At 72.0% G+C, this 19,574-nt stretch carries 18 protein-coding genes; 11 read left to right on the top strand and 7 right to left on the bottom strand.

The genetic code is table 11. The features are described 5' to 3' along the window. Nucleotides 1–13: 13 nt before the first annotated feature. Nucleotides 14–1,225 carry a cytochrome P450 gene (locus tag OHA81_RS33790; RefSeq protein WP_329203116.1) on the bottom strand — a complete coding sequence of 404 codons (1,212 nt, stop codon included), beginning with the start codon at nt 1,223–1,225 and terminating at the stop codon, nt 14–16. Nucleotides 1,226–1,509: 284 nt separating this feature from the next. Between OHA81_RS33790 and OHA81_RS33785 the strand changes: the two genes are divergently transcribed. The 10 genes from OHA81_RS33785 (at nt 1,510) to OHA81_RS33740 (ending at nt 11,645) form a co-directional block, all read left to right on the top strand. Then, on the top strand, nt 1,510–2,736 hold the full coding sequence (locus tag OHA81_RS33785) for a macrolide family glycosyltransferase (RefSeq protein WP_329203115.1): 1,227 nt from the start codon (nt 1,510–1,512) through the stop codon (nt 2,734–2,736). A gap of 66 nt (nt 2,737–2,802) precedes the next feature. Then, nucleotides 2,803–4,098: a cytochrome P450 gene (locus OHA81_RS33780; protein WP_329203114.1), complete on the top strand. Its 1,296-nt coding sequence runs from the start codon at nt 2,803–2,805 to the stop codon at nt 4,096–4,098. 59 nt (nt 4,099–4,157) lie between these two features. After that, nucleotides 4,158–4,604 (top strand): sugar 3,4-ketoisomerase, encoded by a 447-nt coding sequence (locus OHA81_RS33775; RefSeq protein ID WP_329203112.1) that lies wholly within the window; start codon nt 4,158–4,160, stop codon nt 4,602–4,604. Continuing rightward, complete coding sequence (locus OHA81_RS33770; protein WP_329203110.1) at nt 4,601–5,785, top strand: DegT/DnrJ/EryC1/StrS family aminotransferase; 1,185 nt, start codon at nt 4,601–4,603, stop codon at nt 5,783–5,785. The genes OHA81_RS33775 and OHA81_RS33770 overlap by 4 nt, the downstream gene beginning before the upstream one ends. Continuing rightward, nucleotides 5,778–6,761, top strand: a complete 984-nt coding sequence (gene rfbA, locus OHA81_RS33765) for a glucose-1-phosphate thymidylyltransferase RfbA (RefSeq protein WP_329203108.1) — start codon at nt 5,778–5,780, stop codon at nt 6,759–6,761. Before OHA81_RS33770 ends, rfbA begins: the two co-directional genes overlap by 8 nt. Before the next feature lie 51 nt (nt 6,762–6,812). Next, complete coding sequence (rfbB, locus tag OHA81_RS33760; RefSeq protein WP_329203105.1) at nt 6,813–7,841, top strand: dTDP-glucose 4,6-dehydratase; 1,029 nt, start codon at nt 6,813–6,815, stop codon at nt 7,839–7,841. Next, a complete protein-coding gene (locus OHA81_RS33755) occupies nt 7,828–8,418 on the top strand; it encodes a dTDP-4-dehydrorhamnose 3,5-epimerase family protein (protein WP_329203103.1) in 591 nt (196 codons plus the stop codon). Before rfbB ends, OHA81_RS33755 begins: the two co-directional genes overlap by 14 nt. Continuing rightward, nucleotides 8,415–9,191 carry a thioesterase II family protein gene (locus OHA81_RS33750; protein ID WP_329203101.1) on the top strand — a complete coding sequence of 259 codons (777 nt, stop codon included), beginning with the start codon at nt 8,415–8,417 and terminating at the stop codon, nt 9,189–9,191. The genes OHA81_RS33755 and OHA81_RS33750 overlap by 4 nt, the downstream gene beginning before the upstream one ends. Beyond that, nucleotides 9,181–10,605 (top strand): NDP-hexose 2,3-dehydratase family protein, encoded by a 1,425-nt coding sequence (locus OHA81_RS33745; protein WP_329203099.1) that lies wholly within the window; start codon nt 9,181–9,183, stop codon nt 10,603–10,605. Before OHA81_RS33750 ends, OHA81_RS33745 begins: the two co-directional genes overlap by 11 nt. Before the next feature lie 11 nt (nt 10,606–10,616). Continuing rightward, entirely contained in the window at nt 10,617–11,645 is a 1,029-nt protein-coding gene (locus OHA81_RS33740; RefSeq protein ID WP_329203097.1) for a Gfo/Idh/MocA family protein, read from the top strand. Between the two features lie 58 nt (nt 11,646–11,703). On the opposite strand, the gene abc-f is transcribed toward OHA81_RS33740, so the two are convergent. The 4 genes from abc-f to OHA81_RS33720 all read right to left on the bottom strand — a co-directional run bounded on the left by abc-f (nt 11,704) and on the right by OHA81_RS33720 (nt 15,730). Further along, nucleotides 11,704–13,341, bottom strand: a complete 1,638-nt coding sequence (abc-f, locus tag OHA81_RS33735) for a ribosomal protection-like ABC-F family protein (protein ID WP_443056826.1) — start codon at nt 13,339–13,341, stop codon at nt 11,704–11,706. Between the two features lie 143 nt (nt 13,342–13,484). Next, a complete protein-coding gene (locus tag OHA81_RS33730; protein ID WP_329203095.1) occupies nt 13,485–13,781 on the bottom strand; it encodes an antibiotic biosynthesis monooxygenase family protein in 297 nt (98 codons plus the stop codon). 55 nt (nt 13,782–13,836) lie between these two features. Then, nucleotides 13,837–14,805 carry an aromatase/cyclase gene (locus tag OHA81_RS33725; protein ID WP_329203093.1) on the bottom strand — a complete coding sequence of 323 codons (969 nt, stop codon included), beginning with the start codon at nt 14,803–14,805 and terminating at the stop codon, nt 13,837–13,839. Between the two features lie 103 nt (nt 14,806–14,908). Further along, nucleotides 14,909–15,730 (bottom strand): AfsR/SARP family transcriptional regulator, encoded by an 822-nt coding sequence (locus tag OHA81_RS33720; RefSeq protein ID WP_329203091.1) that lies wholly within the window; start codon nt 15,728–15,730, stop codon nt 14,909–14,911. A 321-nt stretch (nt 15,731–16,051) separates the two neighbouring features. On the opposite strand from OHA81_RS33720, the gene ccrA reads away from it, so the two are divergent. Continuing rightward, nucleotides 16,052–17,395 (top strand): crotonyl-CoA carboxylase/reductase, encoded by a 1,344-nt coding sequence (gene ccrA / locus OHA81_RS33715; RefSeq protein ID WP_443056818.1) that lies wholly within the window; start codon nt 16,052–16,054, stop codon nt 17,393–17,395. Nucleotides 17,396–17,408: 13 nt separating this feature from the next. On the opposite strand, the gene OHA81_RS33710 is transcribed toward ccrA, so the two are convergent. Both OHA81_RS33710 and OHA81_RS33705 read right to left on the bottom strand, forming a co-directional pair. Then, nucleotides 17,409–18,278, bottom strand: a complete 870-nt coding sequence (locus OHA81_RS33710; protein ID WP_329203089.1) for an AfsR/SARP family transcriptional regulator — start codon at nt 18,276–18,278, stop codon at nt 17,409–17,411. Between the two features lie 289 nt (nt 18,279–18,567). Beyond that, on the bottom strand, nt 18,568–19,506 hold the full coding sequence (locus OHA81_RS33705; protein ID WP_329203087.1) for a DMT family transporter: 939 nt from the start codon (nt 19,504–19,506) through the stop codon (nt 18,568–18,570). Nucleotides 19,507–19,574: the final 68 nt, after the last annotated feature.

Raw genomic sequence — 19,574 nt, 5'->3', positions numbered from 1 at the left:
GCCGCGGGCGTGGTCACCAGGCGACGGGGAGTTCCACGGGTCCGCGGACGAGCATTCCCTCGTGCCAGGCGAGTTCGTCGGCGGGGACGGCGAGCCGCAGGCCGGGGAGCCGGGTGATGAGGGCTTCGAGGGCGCACTGGAGTTCGGCGCGGGCCAGTGGTGCGCCGAGGCAGTAGTGGGGGCCCTGGCCGAAGGCGATGTGCGGGTTGTTCGTGCGGTCGAGGACGAGGTCGGAGGCGTTCTCGAAGACGCTTTCGTCGCGGTTGGCGGAGGCCAGGGAGTAGACGACGGCTTCGCCGGCGCGGAGGGTGACGCCGCCGATCTCCACGTCTTCGGTGACGATCCGGGTGGGGCCGACGCTGGCCCACAGGGGGACGACGCGCAGGAGTTCCTCGACTGCGGTGGGTACCAGTTCGGGACGGGCGCGGAGTTCCTCGTAGCGGCTGCGGTCGCGCAGCAGGAGGGCGACGTGGCCGGCGAGCTGTCCGGCGGTGGTTTCGTGCCCGCCGATGAGCATGCCGCCGACGAGCATGAGCAGCTCGTTCCCGCTGAGCTGCCCGCCTTCGTCGTGGGCTTCGACGAGGGCGCTGAGCAGGTCGTCTTCGGGCTGGGCACGCCGTTTGGCTACGTATCCCCGCAGGTAGTCGGCGTACTGTTCGGCGGCTTCGGCGACTTCCTGTTCGGTGTAGCGGCTGCTGGACATGAGGGCTTCGGTGAAGGCGCGGAAGACGTGCCGGTCCTCGTGGGGGATGCCGAGCATTTCGCAGATCACGGCGGTGGGCAGCGGCAGGGCGAGGCGCTGGACGAGGTCGGCGGGACCGCCGTCGGCGATGAGTCCGTCGATGAGGCCGTGGGTGATCTCGGCGATACGGGGGCGCAGCTCGGCGACGCGGCGGGCGGTGAAGGCGCGGGAGACCAGGCGGCGCAGTCGGGCGTGGCTCTCGGGGGGCATGCCCATGAGGCCGACGGAGTCGAGGCCGCGGGGGGCGGCGCGGGGGACGTCGCGGTCGGCGCCGGCGTGCATGCTCAGGCGCGGGTCGGCGGAGGCCTTCTTGATGTCGGCGTGGCGGGTGAGGAGCCAGGCTTCGCCGCCGTAGGGCATGCGGACCCGGACCACGGGTTCGCCGGCCCGCAGTTCGGCGTAGGCCGGGTCGAGTTCGAGGTCGACGCGGTCACCGAAGGGGTACGTCCGGACGGATCCGGCGGCGGCATGAGGGCAGGTCATGGCTGAATCTCCTCTGTACGCGGACCTTTGCCACCCAACAACAGCGCGCCGTCGTCCCCGCGAGGATGAATTGGATTATGTCAACTCGGCCCTATTCACCTCGGACGTTCGAGCGCCGGTCGAGTTGAATTCCATGGTGATTTGAGGAGACCGGCGCAGGGTCGGGCCACGAGGTTGAGCCGTCGGACACTGTGTCAAGTCCGCACTTGCGCCGTCCGACCGGTCCCCGTAATTTCCGTTGCATCGACAAGCCATATCCATTTTTGCTTCGAAAGGCTGGCTCGATGGCGCATATCGCCTTCTTCATTCTCCCTGCGGCGGGTCATGTGAATCCGACGCTGTCCGTGGCGCGGGAGCTCGTCGCGCGCGGCCACCGGGTCAGCTACGCCCTGTCGGAGAACTACGCCGAGCGGGTGCTCGCGACGGGCGCGGAGTTCCTCCCGTACCCGATGGACCAGGACCGGTTCCTGGCCACGATGGTGCCGCAGCAGGACTCGGCCGCGTACACGGACCAACAGGAGTTCGTGAACATGATGAAGTGGATGCTGGAGCTGACGCGGCAGACGCTTCCGGGTTTCGAGGCGCACTTCGAGGACGCGCGTCCGGACGTGTTCGTGTGCGATCCGTCCTCGTTCTGGAGCGGGCACATCCTCGCCGCGAAGTGGGGCGTACCCGTCATCCGCAGTACGCCGACGTACGTGGCGAACGAGCACTGGTCGCTGCACCCGCCGGTGGACACGGCCGAGGAGCAGCAGGAGAACCCGGAGACGGGCGAGCTGTTCGGGGTGATCGCGGAGCTGCTGGCCGAGCACGGTGTGGACAAGAGCATCGGCGCGTTCGCGGACGAGGTCCACTCGGGGCCGGCGCTGGTGTACCTGCCGCGGGCGTTCCAGTACGCGGGGGACACGTTCGGCGAGGAGGTCGGCTTCGTCGGCCCCTGTACGAGCGCGAACAGTTTCCACGGCGCGTGGGAGGCACCGGCCACGGGCCGGCCGCTGGCGCTGATCAGTCTGGGCACGCTGTACAACAAGCAGCCCGCCTTCTTCCGCGCGTGCGTCGAGGCGTTCGCGGACCTCGCCTGGGACGTGGTGATCGCGCACGCCGGCGGGGTGGATCCCGCTGAGCTGGGTGAGGTTCCGGCGCACGTGCAGGTGCACGAGTTCGTTCCGCAGGGCGAGGTGCTGCGGCACGCCACCTTGATGATCAACCACGGCGGTACGAGCACCGTGCTCCAGGCCGTCTCCGAGGGTGTGCCGGTGATCTGCGTTCCGCAGATGGCCGAGCTGCACGCGACCGCGACGCGGGTCGAGCAGCTCGGTGTGGGCGCCAAGATCCTGCGCAAGGACATCTCGCCGGAGCGGATCCGCGAGACCGTGCTGGCGGTCGCCGGTGACGGGAAGGTGCGCGACGCGGTGGCGCGGCTGCGCCACGAGATCGAGTCGGCGGGCGGTCCCGCGGCCGCCGCGGACGCGATCGAGCGGCTGGTGGCGCCCGTTCCCGCCGGGGCCTGACCCCGCGCCCGACCCCTCCTCCCCTCCCCCCCCCACTTCTGCCGTACCAGAGCTGAGGAAGCCTTCATGACGACACAGACCACGGACCTCGCCGCCCAGGACGAGGCGGCCTCGGAAGCGGCCGCCTCGGACGGGGCGGCCCAGGAAGGGGCGCCGGCCGCCGAGGCGCCGCACCCGCTGGCCCAGCCGGAGGGCGCGAACGCAGAGCAGCTGCTGGAGTGGTTCGCGCGCGCCCGTGCCGAGGCGCCCGTCTTCTACGACTCGACGCGCTTCGCGTGGCAGGTGTTCTCGTACGAGGACTACAACACCGTCTCCACGAACCCGCAGATCTTCTCCTCGGACTTCTCCCCGGTCTTTCCCGTCCCGGAGGAGCTGGCGCTCCTGATGGGCCCGGGAACCTTCGGCGGCATCGACCCGCCCAAGCACGGCCCCCTGCGCCGCCTGGTCAGCCAGGCGTTCACGCCGCGCCGGATGGCGGCGCTGGAGCCGCGGATCGAGGAGATCACCCGGGAGCTGCTCGCGGGCCTGGAGGGGCGGACGGAGATCGACGCGGTCACGGACCTCGCGTACCCGCTGCCGGTGACGGTGATCGCGGAGCTGCTGGGGGTGCCGGCGGCGGACCAGGACCTGTTCCGCGAGTGGGTCGACGTCATCCTCAACAACGAGGGGATGGAGTACCCGAACCTCCCGGACGACTTCGCGGAGACGATGGGTCCGGCCATCAAGGAGTGGGCCGCGTACCTGTACGCGAAGATCGCCGAGAAGCGGGCGGAGCCGACCGACGACCTGATGAGCGGACTCATCGAGTCCGAGGTCGAGGGGCGGCGGCTGACGGACGAGGAGATCGTCAACATCGTGGCGCTGCTGCTGACGGCGGGCCACATCTCCAGCGCCACGCTGCTGGCCAACCTGCTCATCGTCCTGGACCGGCATCCGCAGGCGCAGGCCGAGCTGCGGGCCGACCGCTCGCTGATCCCGGGCGCCATCGAGGAGACGCTGCGTTTCCGCGGCCCGTTCAACAACATCTTCCGGCTGCTGACGCAGGACACCGACATCCTGGGCGTGCCGATGAAGGCCGGCCAGATGGTGACGGCGTGGAGCGCCTCGGCCAACCGTGACGGCGCGCAGTTCCCGGACCCGGACACCTTCGACATCCGCCGGTCCGCGAACAAGCACATGGCGTTCGGGCACGGCATCCACCACTGTCTGGGCGCGTTCCTCGCGCGGATCGAGGCGAAGGTGTTCCTGAACCTGTTCTTCGACACGTTCTCCTCGTTCTCGGTCGGCCACGACCGGGCGGAGTTCTACGAGGCCGACGAGCTGACCGCCCGCCACCTGCCGGTCTCCGTCGTCCGCGGCTGAGGCGTCCGCGCCCAGGAACCCGACCGGGTCCGGACCAGGCAACGAGGGAGCGCGATCGCATGGCCGTGGGCATCACCACAGAAGCGAAGGTGGGCAGGGTCAAACCTTGTGCCTTCATCGACTTGGAGCAGCACAACGACGAGCGGGGCAACCTGTCGGTCGTCGAGTCCGAATGGACGGCGGGCTTCCCGATCCGGCGGGTGTACTACCTGCACGACCCGGACCCGGGTTCCTCGCGGGGCGGCCACGCGCACCGCGCGCTGGAGCAGTTGATCATCGCCGTGCACGGCAGTTTCACGATCACCGTGGACGACGGGGAGCGGCGGGCGCGGTACGCGCTGGACGACGCCGGCCGGGGCCTGTACGTCGGCCCGATGGTGTGGCGGGACCTGAGCGACTTCTCCGAGGGCGCGGTCGCCCTGGTCCTGGCCTCGCTGCACTACGACGAGGCGGACTACTACCGCGACTACGAGGAGTTCCTGGCCGACGTGAGGAGGCCGCGATGACTTCGGCGACGGTGACTTCGGCGACGGTGACCTCGGCTGCGGTGGCTCCGGCCGCGGTGACGGAGCAGGCGCTCGTCCCCTTCCACGACCTGCGGGACCTGCACGCGCTGGACGGGGTGCAGGAGGAACTCGACGCGGCGGTGCTGCGGGTGACCCGCTCCGGCCGGTACCTGCTGGGCGCGGAACTGGCGGCCTTCGAAGAGGAGTTCGCCCGCTACTGCGAGAACGCGCACTGCGTGGGACTGGGCAGCGGCCTGGACGCCCTGGAGCTGACGCTGCGGGCGCTGGGGATCGGGGAGGGCGACGAGGTCGTCGTCCCCGGGCACACCTTCATCGCGACGTGGCTCGCGGTGTCCGCCACCGGCGCCCGTCCGGTACCGGTGGAGCCGGAGCCGGACTCGTTCCTGATCGACCCCGGGCGGCTGGAAGCCGCGATCACCCCGCGCACCAAGGCGGTGATGCCGGTGCACACGTACGGGCACCCGGTGGACCTGGACGCGATCGACGCCGTCACCGCGCCCCGGGGCATCCCGGTCGTGGAGGACGCGGCGCAGGCGCACGGGGCCCGCTACCGGGGCCGGCGCATCGGCTCCCGCTACGCGGCGGCGTTCAGCTTCTACCCGGGCAAGAACCTGGGCGCGCTGGGCGACGGCGGCGCCGTCGTCACCGCCGACCGGGAGCTGGCGGAGCGGATCCGGCTGCTGCGCAACTACGGCTCGCGCGAGAAGTACCGGCACGAGGCGCGCGGCACCAACTCCCGTCTGGACGAGATCCAGGCGGCGGCGCTGCGCGTGAAGCTGTCCCGGCTCGACGCGTGGAACGCCCGCCGGGACGCCGTCGCCACCCGGTACTCGCAGGGCCTGGCGGGCCTGCCGGGGGTGAGTGTTCCGGCGGTCCGCTCCTGGGCGGCGCCGGTCTGGCACCAGTACGTACTGCGCACGCCGCACCGCGACCGGCTGCGGCGGGCGCTGACCGGAGCCGGGGTGGAGAGCCTGGTCCACTACCCGGTCGCCGTCCACCGGTCGGATGCCTACGCGGGCACCGTTGCCGGCGAGCTGCCCCACTCCGAGCGTCTGGCCGCCGAGGTGCTGAGCCTGCCCATGGGGCCGCAGCTGACCGCGAAGGACGTAGAGACCGTCATCACGGCGGTCCGTGACGCCACGGAGAGCAGCCATGATTGAGGTTCCGTCCCTTCCCTCCCTCCCCTCCCTCCCGCCCGTGTCGACGCTGGGCGGCAGCGGCCCGCGCCGTCCGCTCAAGGGCATCATCCTGGCGGGCGGGAGCGGCACCCGGCTGCGGCCGCTGACCGGGACGCTGTCGAAGCAGCTCCTGCCGGTGTACGACAAGCCGATGATCTACTACCCGTTGTCGGTGCTGATGCTGGCCGGCATCCGGGACATCCAGATCATCTCGGCCAAGAACCACCTGGACATGTTCCGGGCCCTGCTGGGCGACGGCTCCCAGCTCGGCCTGGAGCTGAACTACGCCGAGCAGGACGAGCCGCGCGGCATCGCGGAGGCCTTCCTCATCGGCGAGGAGCACATCGGCGACAGCCCGGTGGCGCTGATCCTGGGGGACAACGTCTTCCACGGCCCCGGTTTCTCCTCGTTGATCTCGCAGGCCGCGCGCCGCCTGGACGGCTGTGAACTGTTCGGCTACCCCGTCCAGGACCCGCAGCGCTACGGGGTCGGCGAGGTGGACTCCGAAGGGCGGCTGCTGTCGCTGGTGGAGAAGCCGGTCAAGCCGCGCTCCAACCTGGCGGTCACCGGCCTCTACCTGTACGACAACGACGTGGTGGAGATCGCCCGCGGGCTGACCCCGTCCGCCCGCGGCGAGCTGGAGATCACCGACGTCAACCGGGTCTACCTCGCGCAGGGCCGGGCCCGCCTCAACGAGCTGGGCCGCGGCTTCGCCTGGCTGGACATGGGCACGCACGACTCGCTCCTCCAGGCCGGCCAGTACGTCCAGCTGCTGGAGCAGCGCCAGGGCGAGCGGATCGCGTGCGTCGAGGAGATCGCCCTGCGGATGGGGTTCATCAGCCACGAGCAGTGCTTCGCGCTGGGCCGCGAACTCGGCGACTCCAGCTACGGAAACTACGTGCGCCAGCTCGCCGGGCGGGCCGGTGCGGGCAAGGGGGCCGACTCCCCCGCCGCCTGAGCGACCCCTCCCCCACCGCTCCATCCCCGTTTGCGGAAAGGCCTCTTTCACATGCGTGTCCTGGTGACCGGAGGTGCGGGCTTCATCGGCTCCCACTTCGTCAGAGAGCTGCTGGCCGGGTCCTACCCGGACCTCGGCGAGGGCGAGGTGGTGGTGCTGGACGCCCTCACCTACGCCGGGAACCTCGCCAGTCTCGACCCGGTGCGCGACCACCCCCGGCTCAGGTTCGTCCACGGCGACATCTGCGACGCCGGCCTGGTCGCGCAGCTGATGACGGGCACCGCGGTGGTGGTGCACTTCGCCGCCGAGTCGCATGTGGACCGTTCGATCGCCGACGCCTCCGCGTTCGTACGGACCAACGTGCTCGGCACGCAGACGCTGCTCCAGGCCGCCGTCGCCGCCGGCGTGGGCCGTTTCGTGCACGTCTCCACCGACGAGGTGTACGGGTCGATCGAGACGGGGTCGTGGCCGGAGGAGCACCCGCTGGCGCCCAACTCCCCGTACGCGGCCTCCAAGGCCGCCTCCGACCTCCTCGCGCTGGCCTGCCACCGCACGCACGGGCTGGAGGTGTGCGTGACGCGCTGCTCCAACAACTACGGCCCGTACCAGTTCCCCGAGAAGGCCATCCCGCTGTTCACCACCAACCTGGTCGACGGGCTCGACGTCCCGCTGTACGGGGACGGCGGCAACAGCCGCGACTGGCTGCACGTGGACGACCACTGCCGGGGCATCGCGCTCGTCGCGGTCAAGGGCCGGCCCGGGGAGGTGTACAACATCGGCGGCGGCACCGAGCTGACCAACCTGGAACTGACGCAGCGGCTGCTGGAGCTGTGCGGGCGCGACGCCGGCGCGGTGCGGCGGGTCGCGGACCGGGCCGCGCACGACCGCCGGTACTCGGTGGACACGGCGAAGATCTCGGCGGAGCTCGGGTACGCGCCGCGCGTCCCGTTCGCCCGCGGGCTGGCCGACACGGTGGCCTGGTACCGGGAGAACCGGGCCTGGTGGGAACCGCTGAAAGCGCGCGCCGCGCTGCCCGCGGCGCCCGGTGGGCGGCGGGCGGGTTCCGATGCGGATCGATGAAACCGTCCTGCCCGGCGCCTACCGGATCGTCCCCGACCGGATCGAGGACGAGCGGGGCCACTTCTACGAGGCCGCCCGCCACAGCCTGCTGACGCGCGCGACGGGCATGGAGTTCACCGTCCGGCAGGTCAACAACTCCGTCTCGCGGCGGGGCACGCTGCGCGGCGTGCACTGCAACGACGTGCCGCCGGACGCGAGCAAGCTCGTCACCTGCGTGCGCGGTTCGATCCTGGACTTCATGGTCGACCTTCGCGTCGGCTCGCCGTCCTTCGGCCGGCACGTCATGACCCGGCTGGACGCCGCCGACGGCACCGCCCTGTACCTGCCCGGCGGCATCGGCCACGCCTTCCTCGCCCTGGAGGACGGCGCCTGCGTGAACTACCTGCTGTCCGCCGAGTACGTGCCGGGCGCGATGGTCGACGTCGACGCCCTGGACCCGGAACTCGCCCTGCCGTGGGGGCTGACCGAGCCTCCCGTCCGGTCCGCCAAGGATGCTGCGGCGCCCTCGCTCGCCGAGGCCGTGGCGTCCGGCCGGCTGCCCCGCTACACGCCCCCCGAGGAGCTGAACCGACCGTGACCCTGCCCACCGCCACGCGCGCCCCGGCCGTCACCCGCGACGCGTGGCTGCGCCGCTTCCGCCCCCTCGACACCGCGGCCGTGCGGCTGGTGTGCTTCCCGCACGCGGGCGGCTCGGCCAGCTCCTACCTCCGCTTCGCCACCGCGCTCGCGCCCGGCGGGATCGAGGTGCTGGCCGTGCAGTACCCGGGCCGCCAGGAGCGTCGCTCCGAGCCCTTCGCGCGGAGCGTGGAGGAGCTGGTCGAGGCGCTGCTGCCGGAACTGCGGCAGTGGACCGGCCGGCCGTTCGCCCTGTTCGGGCACAGTCTGGGCGCCACGCTCGCGTACGAGACCGCCCGGCGGCTGGCCGCGTACGGCGAGGCGCCCGTGCACCTGTTCCTGTCGGGGCGCCGGGCGCCGACGGTGCCGCGCCGGGACACCGGACACCTGCTGGACGACGCGGAGCTGATCGCCATGATCTCCCGGCTCCAGGGCACCGATCCGGCGCTGCTCCAGGACGAGGAGCTGCTGCGCATGGTGCTGCCGGCGATCCGCAGCGACTACGAGATGGCGGGCGCGTACGTCCACCGGCCGGGGGCGGCGCTGCGGATGCCGGTCACGGTCCTGACCGGCGACAGCGACCCGAACGTCTGCGTCCAGGACGCGCAGCGCTGGTCGGAGGTGGCGGCCGGGGACTTCCGCCTGTGGGTGATGCCCGGCGGCCACTTCTTCCTCAACGACCGTACGCGATCCGTCTGCACCATCATCGAGGAGGCGCTGGAGCATGCTCACTGACACGGCGGCCCGGGCCGCCGACCGCGTGGAGACCGCACGCCGCCTGCTCGTCTCGGCCCGTACCCCCGACAGCCCGGCCATGCCGGTCGCCCAGGTGCCGTCGTGGCTGGCGGAGCGGGCCCGCGCGGGCGAGTTCCGGGTCACGCGGGTGCCGTTCGCGCAGCTGCGCGGCTGGTACTTCGAGGAGGGGACCGGGGACCTGCGGCACGAGTCGGGCCGCTTCTTCGCCGTCGAGGGACTCCACGTCCACGCCGACGCCCTGCCCGCCGGGGGCTGGAGGCAGCCGATCATCGTGCAGCCGGAGGTGGGTCTGCTGGGCATCGTCGCCCGGGAGATCGACGGCGTGCTGCACTTCCTGATGCAGGCCAAGATGGAGCCGGGCAACATCAACACGCTCCAGCTCTCGCCGACCGTCCAGGCCACGCGCAGCAACTTCACCGGCGTGCACAAGGGCCGCCCCATCCCCCACCTCGACCTGTTCCTGCGGCGCGGGCGGGCCCGCGTGCTGGTGGACGTGCTCCAGTCCGAGCAGGCCGACTGGTTCCTCGCCAAACGCAACCGCAACATGATCATCGAGGTGGACGAGGACATCGAGACGGGGCCCGAGTTCCGCTGGCTGACCTTCGGCCAGCTGCTGCGGCTGCTGCACCTGGACAACGTCGTCAACATGGACACCCGCTCCATCCTCGCCTGCCTGCCCACGGCCGGCGCCGGCGACGGCGCGTCCGCCGGCCCGGTGCTGCGCTCCTTCCACGACCCGTCGGCGGCCTCCCGGCACACCATGCCGGAGATCCTCAGCTGGCTCACCGGCATCCGGGCGCTGCGCGAACTGGTCCAGCGCCGGATCCCGCTCGACGCGGTCGCCGAGGACGGCTGGCGGCGCACCGGTGAGGAGATCGGCCACGACAGCGGCCGCCGCTTCCGCGTCATCGGCGCCGACATCCGCGCCAGCAACCGCGAGGTGGCGTCCTGGTCGCAGCCGCTGATCCAGCCGCAGGTGCCGGGGCTGATGGCGCTGGTCGTCAAGCGGATCGGCGGCACCCTGCACGCGCTGGTGCAGGCCCGCGTCGACGTCGGCCACCTCAACGTCGCCGAACTCGCGCCGACCGTCCACTGCCGCCCCGCCGACCACACCGGCCCGGGTACGCAGCCCTTCCCGCCGTTCCTCGCGGACGTCCTGGCCGCTCCGGCCGGCCGGGTCCGCTACGACGCGGTGCAGTCCGAGGAGGGCGGCCGCTTCTACCACGCGGAGAACCGGTACGTGATCGTCGAGGCGCCCGACGCGTTCACCGAGGACGTGCCCGACGACTACGCCTGGCTGACGTTCGCCCAGCTCACGGAGTTGCTGGCGTACGGCAACCAGCTCAACGTCGAACTGCGCACCCTGGTGGTCTGCGCCCACACGCTGTACTGAGGGACACGCCCATGCCCACGCCCGTGCCCGCCCCCGCGCAGACCCCCGGGCCGGCCCCGCTGCGCCTCGGCGTCCTCGGCTGCGGTGACATCGCCGCCCGCCGGACACTGCCCGCGCTGCTGCGCACCCCGCAGCTCACCCTGGCCGGCGTCGCCGCGCGCGACCCCGCGCGGGCCGCCGCGTTCGCGCGGCGGTTCGGCGGGACACCCGCCGCCTCCTACGAGGCGCTGCTGGAGCGAGCCGACGTGGAGGCCGTCTACCTGTGCCTGCCGACGCTGCTGCACGCGCGGTGGGCCGAGCGGGCGCTGCGCGCGGGCAAGCACGTGCTCGTGGAGAAGCCGCTGGCCACGAACGGGGCGGATGCCGAGCGGCTGTTCCGCCTCGCCGGGGAGCGTTCGCTGGTCCTGCTGGAGAACTTCATGTTCCTCCACCACGCCACCCAGCGGACGGTGTCGGGGCTGCTGGCGGCCGGCACGCTCGGCACGGTCCGCGCCGTGTCGGCGGCGTTCACCATCCCGCCCCGTCCGCAGGGCGACACCCGCCTCGATGCGGCGGTCGGCGGCGGGGCGCTGCTCGACAACGGCGTCTACCCGCTGCGGGCCGCCCTGCGCTTCCTCGGCGGGGACCTGTCCGTCGCCGGGGCGGTGCTGCGCCACAGCGAGCGGCACGGCGTGGACCTCTCCGGCTCCGTGCTGCTGGCCGCGCCCGACGGGGCCGCGGCGCACGTCCGGTTCGGGATGGAGCACCACTACCGGTCCTGGTACGAGATCCAGGGCAGCGCGGGCACCCTGTCCGTCGACCACGTGTACACGACGGCCCCCGACCACGCGCCGGTCGTCCGCCTCAGCGTCGGGACGGACCACACCGAGGTGCGCGTGCCCGCCGAGGACCACTTCGAGGCCGTGCTGCGGTACTTCGCCGGCGCCGTGCGGGAGCCGCGGCGCGCCGCGCCGGGCCTGCAGCTGCTCGGTGAGGAGTCGCGGCGGCAGGCCGCCCTGCTGGATGCGGTCCGCGGGGCGGCCCACCTCGTCGCCGTGTGATGCGGCGCGGGGTGCAGCGTCACGGTGTGACGCGGCGCGGCGCGCCGCACCGGGGGTGTCACCCCGTGTACGGCGCTCCGTCGCGCAGCTCCAGGTGGGTCCCCTCGAAGCCGCGCCGCATCCGCCGGTCGTGCGTGACGGTGACCACCGCGCCCGTGTACTGCGCGAGGGCCTCCTCCAGCTCCTCCACCAGCAGCGGGGACAGGTGGTTGGTGGGCTCGTCCAGCAGCAGCAGGTCCACCGGCCGGGTCACCAGGCGCGCCACGTCGATGCGGCGGCGCTGGCCCACCGACAGCGAGCCGACGGGCAGCTCCAGCTCGGACGCGCGGAACAGGCCGAGCGCCAGCAGCTGTTCGGCGTACTCGTCGGGGTGACCGGGCCGGCCCTCGGCGAACTCGGCCAGCACCGAGCGGCGGGGGTGCTTGGGGGCCTCGTCCTGACGCAGCCAGCCGGTGTGCGCGGCCCGGCGTACGGTCCCGCGGTCGGGGGTCAGGTCCCCGGCGAGCACCCGCAGCAGGGTGCTCTTGCCCGCGCCGTTGGGCCCGGTGACCAGGAGCCGTTCGCCGGGTGCGATGGCCAGCGCGTCGATCCGCAGCCGGCCGGCGACCTCGACGCCCGAGATTTCGGTCAGGGGGCCGTCCGTTCCGGTCGGCGCCTCCTCGTTCCCGACGGCGAGGGATGCGGTGAAGCGCAGCGGCTCGGGCGGGGCGGGCACGGGGTTCTCCCGCAACCTGCGCAGCCGTTCGTTGGCGTTGCGGGCCTTGCCGGAGGTGGCCGTGGAGGAGGACCTGGCGCGGTGGTGCTCGGAGCCGCTGAACGCCCAGGGGCCCTTGGAGGCGATCGAGGCGAGCATCCGGCCGGCGTTCTCGGCGAGCTTCTCCTGGCGGGCGATCTCCTGGAGGTGGTCCTCGTACTCCTGCTCCCAGCGGGCGCGGGCGGCGGCCTTGGCCGTGAGGTAGCCCTGGTAGCCGTTGCCGTAGCGGTTGACGGTGCGCCGGTCCGGGTCGACCTCCAAGATGGCGGAGGTGACGGCTTCCAGGAACGCCCGGTCGTGGGTGATGACGACGACGGTGCCCCGGTGGTCGCGCAGCCGCTTCTCCAGCCAGTCGACGGCCTGGTCGTCCAGGTCGTTCGTCGGCTCGTCCAGCAGCAGCAGTTCGGGGGCGGCGGCCAGGGTCGCGGCCAGCGCCAGCCGTGAACGCTCCCCGCCGGAGAGGGTGTCGACGGCCCGGGCCCGGTCGAGGCCGGGCAGGCCCAGGCCGTGCAGGGCGGCGTCGGCGCGGGCGTCCGCCTCGTAGCCGCCGCGCGCCTCGAACTCGGCGAGCAGGTCGCCGTAGGTCTCCAGGAGCCGGGGGTCGTCGTCGACGAGCGCGTCCTCCGCCTCGTGCAGCTTGCGCTCGACCTCACGCAGGTCGGCGAACGCCCGGTCCAGTACGTCCTTGACGGTGGCGCCGGCGGGCAGTTCCAGCCGCTGGGGCAGGTAGCCGGTCCCGCCGGGGGCGGCGACGGTCACGTCACCGTTGTCGGCGCTCTCGACGCCGGCGATCAGCCGCAGCAGCGTCGACTTGCCCGATCCGTTGTCCCCGATGACGCCGGCCTTCTCGCCCGGCTTGACCGTCAGCGACACCCGGTCCAGCACCACGTGGTCGTCGTAGCGTTTGGTGACCTCGTCCAGCGAGAGCTGGGAGTGAGCCAGGGACGCGGTGGGTGAGGACATTCGCATAGACATGCTCCTGGTCGTGCGGGTCGGTCCACGGTCGACCCTGCCCCGGGACGCTCGAGCCGTACTGGACCGGCGCTGGAAGGCTCGTACAGCCGGTGCGGGGGCCGGCGGGCGGCTCAGGCGACGGCCGCCTCGCCCGCGACCGCCTCGTACAGGCCCGGTTCGGGCGCGGCGAGTTCGGCCAGTTCCTCGCTCAGCCTGCGGTAGCCGTCCTCGGCGACGGCGGCCCGGTGCGCGTCGGCGTCCTTCCAGACGGACAGTTCCACGAACACGTCCGCGGCGCCGACGAGGCGCAGCGTCTGGTGGCTGACGCAGCCGGGCTGGGCACTGAGGAAGCGCGTGAGACGGTTCCTGGCCGCGAGGAACCGGCGGAGGTCGCCGTGGACGCTGAGCTTGTTGACGAAGGTCACCATGGTGGTCGCTCCTGTCGGGGTGCGGTGCGCTGCGGGCGCGGGCGGTGGGGGCGGGTCATCTCCCCGGGGTGAGGACGCGGACGGCGGATTCCGCGTACCGGCGGGCACGGTGCAGCGTGGCGGTGCTCGCGGCGCCCAGGGTGCTGCGTACGTGGTCGCGGGCCTGGGCGAGGTCGACGCCGGGGCCGAGGAGCTCCTCGACGTCCTCCTCGCGCAGGACGACGCTGTGGCGGGCGACGGCGGTCAGCCCGTTCTCGTCGGGCACCAGCGACCATTCGCCGGTGTGCGCGGCGAGCGGCAGGGGGCCGCGGGTCTCCTTGAAGACGATCCGCCCGGCGTGCGGGAAGCAGACCCGCACGGATTCGGCGGTGTGGGTGCGGCCGTCCGCCGCGCGGGTGTCCAGGCTCAGCAGCTGCACCCCGGTGCGGTCCTCGCGGACGTCGGCGCGGGTGACGTCGGGCAGGTGGGCGGGCCAGTCCTCGGCCCCGTAGAGGAACGCGTAGACGAGTTCGGCGGGGCCCTGGACGCGCACGGAGTCCTCGAAGGTGAGCAGGAGGTCGTCCAGGCGCGTCCAGCGCTCGGCGGTTTCCTTGAGCCGGGCCAGTTCCGCGCCGCTGTTGGCGTCGGTGGCGCGGGTGACCCACTCGGCGTCGGCCCGGTTGTCGTCCGCGACGGTGAAGTGGTGCAGCAGGGTCAGCCGGGACCGCCCCGGTCCCCGCTCCTCGACGGCCCAGCGGCCTCCCATGGAGGTCGCGGGCGGCGCGGGGACCTCCTGGTGGAAGTCGATGGTGCGGGCGGCGCTGTCCAGGGACCGGCGGGAGATCCAGGACGTGACGGTGCCGCCGGCGGTGGCCCACATGCCGAAGCGGTCGTGGGTCCCGTCGAAGTCCAGCCGTTCGACGTGGATGCTCGGCGGGATGAACAGCGGCCACTGGGTGGTGTCCGCGAGCAGCGCGTAGACCACTCCTGCGGGCGCCGCCACGTCCACCGCGTACGACGTGTGACGCACACGTTCACCTGACATCGGCTCACACCTCTCTCGACCCCCGGCCTCCGACCATCGCGCCGGGTGCCGGAGAGCCGGTCGACGGTGCCTCGAACCGCGGTCGGGCGCCGGCTCGCCGGGCCTACGCGGCGAAGAGGTCGAAGGTGGAGGAGCGGCGCGGGCCGGCGACGACGTCGAGGGCGGGGTCCACGGTCAGCATCGCCTGGTGCAGGCGCTGGAGCTGCGGGCTCGGTTCGACGCCGAGCTCCTCGACGAGGCGGGCGCGCAGCCGGCGGTACACGTCGAGGGCGGTGGCCTGGCGGCCGGAGCGGTAGAGGGCGACCATCGCCTGGGAGTGCAGGCCCTCGTGCTGCGGGTGACGGGCGATCAGCCCGGTCAGCTCCACGATGAGTTCGGCGTGCCGGCCCAGGCGCAGGTCGACGTCGATGCGCCGCTCCAGCGTGACGAGCCGGCTCTCTTCCAGCCGCAGCACCTCGATGCCGAGGATGGGGCCCACGTGTACGTCGACCAGCGCCGGGCCCTGCCACAGGGCGAGGGCCTCGCGCAGCCGGGCAGCGGCGGCCGCGTCGTCACCGGCGTCGAAGGCCTGCTGGCCGGCGCGCACGAGGCTCTCGTAGGTGTGGACGTCGACGGCCTCGGGGGCGATCTGGAGCAGGTACCCGCCGTGCCGGGTGGCGATGACGTCCTTCGCGCCGGTGCCGGCGCCCGGACCCATGGCCGTGCCCAGGCGCCGGCGCAGCTGGAGGATGTACGTCTGCAGGGTGGTCAGGGCGCTCTGCGGGAGTTCCGTCCGCCAGAGCTCCTCCATGAGGGTGGGGACGGGGACCACCCGTCCCGGATACAGGGACAGGAGCGCCAGTATCTGGCGTGGTTTTCCGGCCGTCGGAACGATCGAGCCCCCGTTGACCTCCGCACTCAACGGACCCAGAACCTGAATCTTCACGGTTGCCTCCGCAGCTGGTCGTATTCCGTCGGTTTTCGGCCTTGACAGTCGAACGGTAGCGAAGCGTGGGGCCGCTTCCCCGAATGGTCCAGCACCTTTCCAGGGATTCTCGACCCCGACCTCGGTAAGCGATCACACCAGCTATGACCTGCGAGATCATCGAGTGTTTCCTCAGGTGTTCCGCTCCACCGGGGAACCGGCCGACGGGCATGTCAATTCTTCCGCCGGTTTTCTCCGGGTTGTGAAAAGTGACCGGCGGGGGGTCCGGAAACGCCCTTACCCTGTCCGGAACCGTCCCCTCTATTTCGCAAGGGAATTCACGTGGACGAGATCGTCAATGCCCTGCTCTCCGAGACCGCGACGCCGGCCGACTTCGCCGCGCTGGCGCTGCCGGACTCGTACCGCGGGAACGTCGTGCGCCGGGACGAGACGGACATGTTCGAGGGGATGGCCTCGGCTGACAAGGATCCGCGCAAGTCCCTGCGGCTCCAGGACGTCCCGACGCCGCAGCCCGGGCCGGGCGAGGCGCTGGTCGCGGTGATGGCCAGTGCCGTCAACTACAACACGGTGTGGTCCTCGATCTTCGAGCCGTTGCCGACGTTCGGGTTCCTGGAGCGCTACGGGCGCCTGTCGGAGCTGACCAGGCGCCATGACCTGCCCTACCACGTGCTCGGTTCGGACCTGGCGGGCGTGGTGCTGCGTACGGGCCCGGGCGTCAACCGGTGGAAGGCGGGCGACCGCGTCGTGGCGCACTGCCTGTCGGTGGAGCTGGAGTCCGCCGACGGGCACGGTGACACGATGCTCGATCCGGAGCAGCGGATCTGGGGCTTCGAGACGAACTTCGGCGGTCTGGCGGAGCTGGCGCTCGTCAAGTCGAACCAGCTGATGCCCAAGCCCGAGCACCTGACGTGGGAGGAGGCCGCAGCTCCCGGTCTGGTGAACTCCACCGCCTACCGCCAGCTGGTCTCGCGCAACGGCGCCGGCATGAAGCAGGGTGACAACGTCCTGATCTGGGGCGCCAGCGGCGGCCTCGGCTCGTACGCCACCCAGCTGGCGCTGGCCGGGGGCGCCAACCCGATCTGCGTGGTGTCCAGCCCGGAGAAGGCGGACATCTGCCGTGCCATGGGGGCGGAGGCGGTCATCGACCGCAGCGCGGAGGGCTACACGTTCTGGAAGGACGAGCAGACGCAGGATCCGCGGGAGTGGAAGCGCTTCGGCAAGCGCATCCGCGAGCTGACCGGCGGCGAGGACGTGGACATCGTCTTCGAGCACCCGGGCCGCGAGACCTTCGGCGCCTCGGTGTACGTGACCCGCAAGGGCGGCACCATCGTCACCTGCGCCTCCACCTCCGGGTTCCGGCACGAGTACGACAACCGCTACCTGTGGATGTCCCTCAAGCGCATCATCGGCTCGCACTTCGCGAACTACCGCGAGGCCTGGGAAGCCAACCGCCTCATCATCAAGGGAAAGATCCACCCCACCCTTTCGAAGGTGTACGCGCTGGAGGACACCGGCCAGGCCGCCTACGACGTCCACCGCAACCTCCACCAGGGCAAGGTCGGCGTCCTCGCCCTGGCCCCGGAAGAAGGCCTGGGCGTACGCGACCACGAGATGCGGGCCAAGCACCTGGACGCCATCAACCGCTTCCGCCCGCAACCGGCTTAGCGGCCGCCCCGGTTCAGCCGACGCGGACGAGCCGCTCGTCGGGGTTCTGGACGGCCGCCGCGGACACGGCGGATGCCGCGGGCTGGGCGGCCGCCGCGGCGCCGGCCGCGGCCTCCGGGCCGGCCATGAGGATCGAGCGCTGGAGCCTGCGCAGCGCCACCGACGGCTCGATGCCCAGTTCGCGCACCAGGGTGCCCCGCAAGCGCTGGTACACGTCGAGGGCCTCACCGCGGCGTCCGGAGCGGTGCAGGGCCAGCATGAACTGGCCGTGGAGGTTCTCGTGGGTGCGGTAGCGGCTGGCGAGGACGGTGAGTTCGGCGAGCAGCTCCCGGTGGCGGCCGAGCCGCAGGTCGGCGTCGATGCGCTGGTCGAGCGCGCACAGCCGGGTCTCCTCCAGGCGGCGGCACTCCATGTCCAGTTGCACGCCGCCCGCCACGTCGGCGAACGCGGGCCCGGACCACAGGGCCAGCGCCTCGCGCAGCAGACGGGCTGCGCCGGGGTGGTCACCGGCGTCCATGGCGCGGTAGCCGAGGCCCGCGAGCCGGTCGAACTCGCGGACGTCGCTGGTGCCGCCGTTGCTGTCGAGCAGGTAGCCGCCGGGCAGGGTGACGAGGACGTCCTTGGCCGTGCGCGTGCCGTCGCCGCCCTGTTCGAGGGCGGTGGTGATGAGCGAGCGGAGCTGGAGCACGTACGTCTGCAGGGTGGTACGGGCGCTGCGCGGCGGTTCACCGGCCCACAGCTCCTCGATGAGGGCCGACACGGGCACGACCTGGTCGGCGTGCAGGGCCAGGAGCGCCAGGACCTGCCGCGGCTTGAGGGCGGTCGGCGTGATGGAGACTCCGTGCTCCCGCACCGCCAGTGTGCCAAGTACTTCGATGTCCACGCGTACTCCCCTGTCCGTGGATGAGCCTGCCTCAGTAAAAAACAGGCCCCACGGTTTGTCAATATCAAACCAACTGCGCCGTTTTCATCAGGGGTAACCTCACGGAACGCCGCCCCACACTCGCCGTCCACCCGTACCGCGCTCCACAACGGCCCCAACCTGTACCCGGATCCGACCTGACGCCCACTCAAAAACAGACCAAGGAGTCTGTATTCTGGGGTGTTCCTGGCACGCGAAAGGGCGACGGGGCACCCCCGCCGCCCTTTTCCGGCACCTCACCCGCCGCCGGTCACGGCCGGTCGGCGGCCTCCTTCGCGACCGGCGCGTCCGCGGGGGCGGGGCGTGTGCCGCGCGTCCGGGAGACCGCCACACCGCCGAGGCAGATGGCACCGCCCAGCAGGGTCAGCCAGCCGGGCACCTCGTCCAGGAGGATCCAGGCGATCAGCACCACCACGGCGGGCACCGCGTACGTGGTCGCGCCCATCTTCCCGGCCGTGGTGCGCGACAGCGCGTACGTCCAGGTGGTGAAGGCCAGGGCGGTCGGGAAGAGGCCCAGGTAGACCATGTTGAGCGTGGCGCCCAGCGGCGCCTCGGGCAGCTGCGCGAACAGCTGCCCGGCGAACGGCAGGGTGACCGCCGTACCGACGAAACAGCCGTACGTGGTCACCTGGAGCGGACTCGCGTGCCGCAGCGCCGGCTTCTGCGAGACCACCCCGGCCCCGTAGGTGAGCGCCGCCAGCAGGCAGAGCAGCACACCGGTCAGGGAGGAGCCGCCGCCCTTGGAGGTGGACAGCCCCACGACGGCCGCGCCCACGAAGGAGACGGCCATGCCCGCCAGCAGCATCGGCGGGAAACCCTCCTTGAGGATCCAGCCGCTCAGTAGGGCGATGACGATGGGACCGATGTTGACGACCATCGCCGCGGTGCCGGCGTCGACGCCCTGCTCCCCCCAGTTCAGGGCCACCATGTAGAGCCCGAACCACAGCACACCGGAGGCGAGGATCCCCGGCCAGGCCTGCCGCGACGGCGGCGGCACCCGCTTGACCAGCAGCACCACGCCGAGTGCGAGCGAAGCGGTCAGGAGCCGGCCCAGAGCCAGGGCGCCGGGCCCGAAGTGCTGGGCCGACGCGCGGATGGAGACGAATGCGGAGGCCCACATGACGACGGTGACTGAGGCCGCTAAGAGGGCACGGTGATCGGTTCTGGGAGCGCCAGCCGTTTGATCCATGCGAGCAACGTACCCACGCCCGTCCGCCCTGCCCAGATCGTTGCTCCCGATCCGGCCACCCGCCTACC

The sequence above is a fragment of the Streptomyces sp. NBC_00667 genome (genome assembly GCF_036226825.1).
Taxonomy (GTDB): Bacteria; Actinomycetota; Actinomycetes; order Streptomycetales; family Streptomycetaceae; genus Streptomyces.
This window is presented reverse-complemented; position numbering and strand designations above follow the sequence as displayed.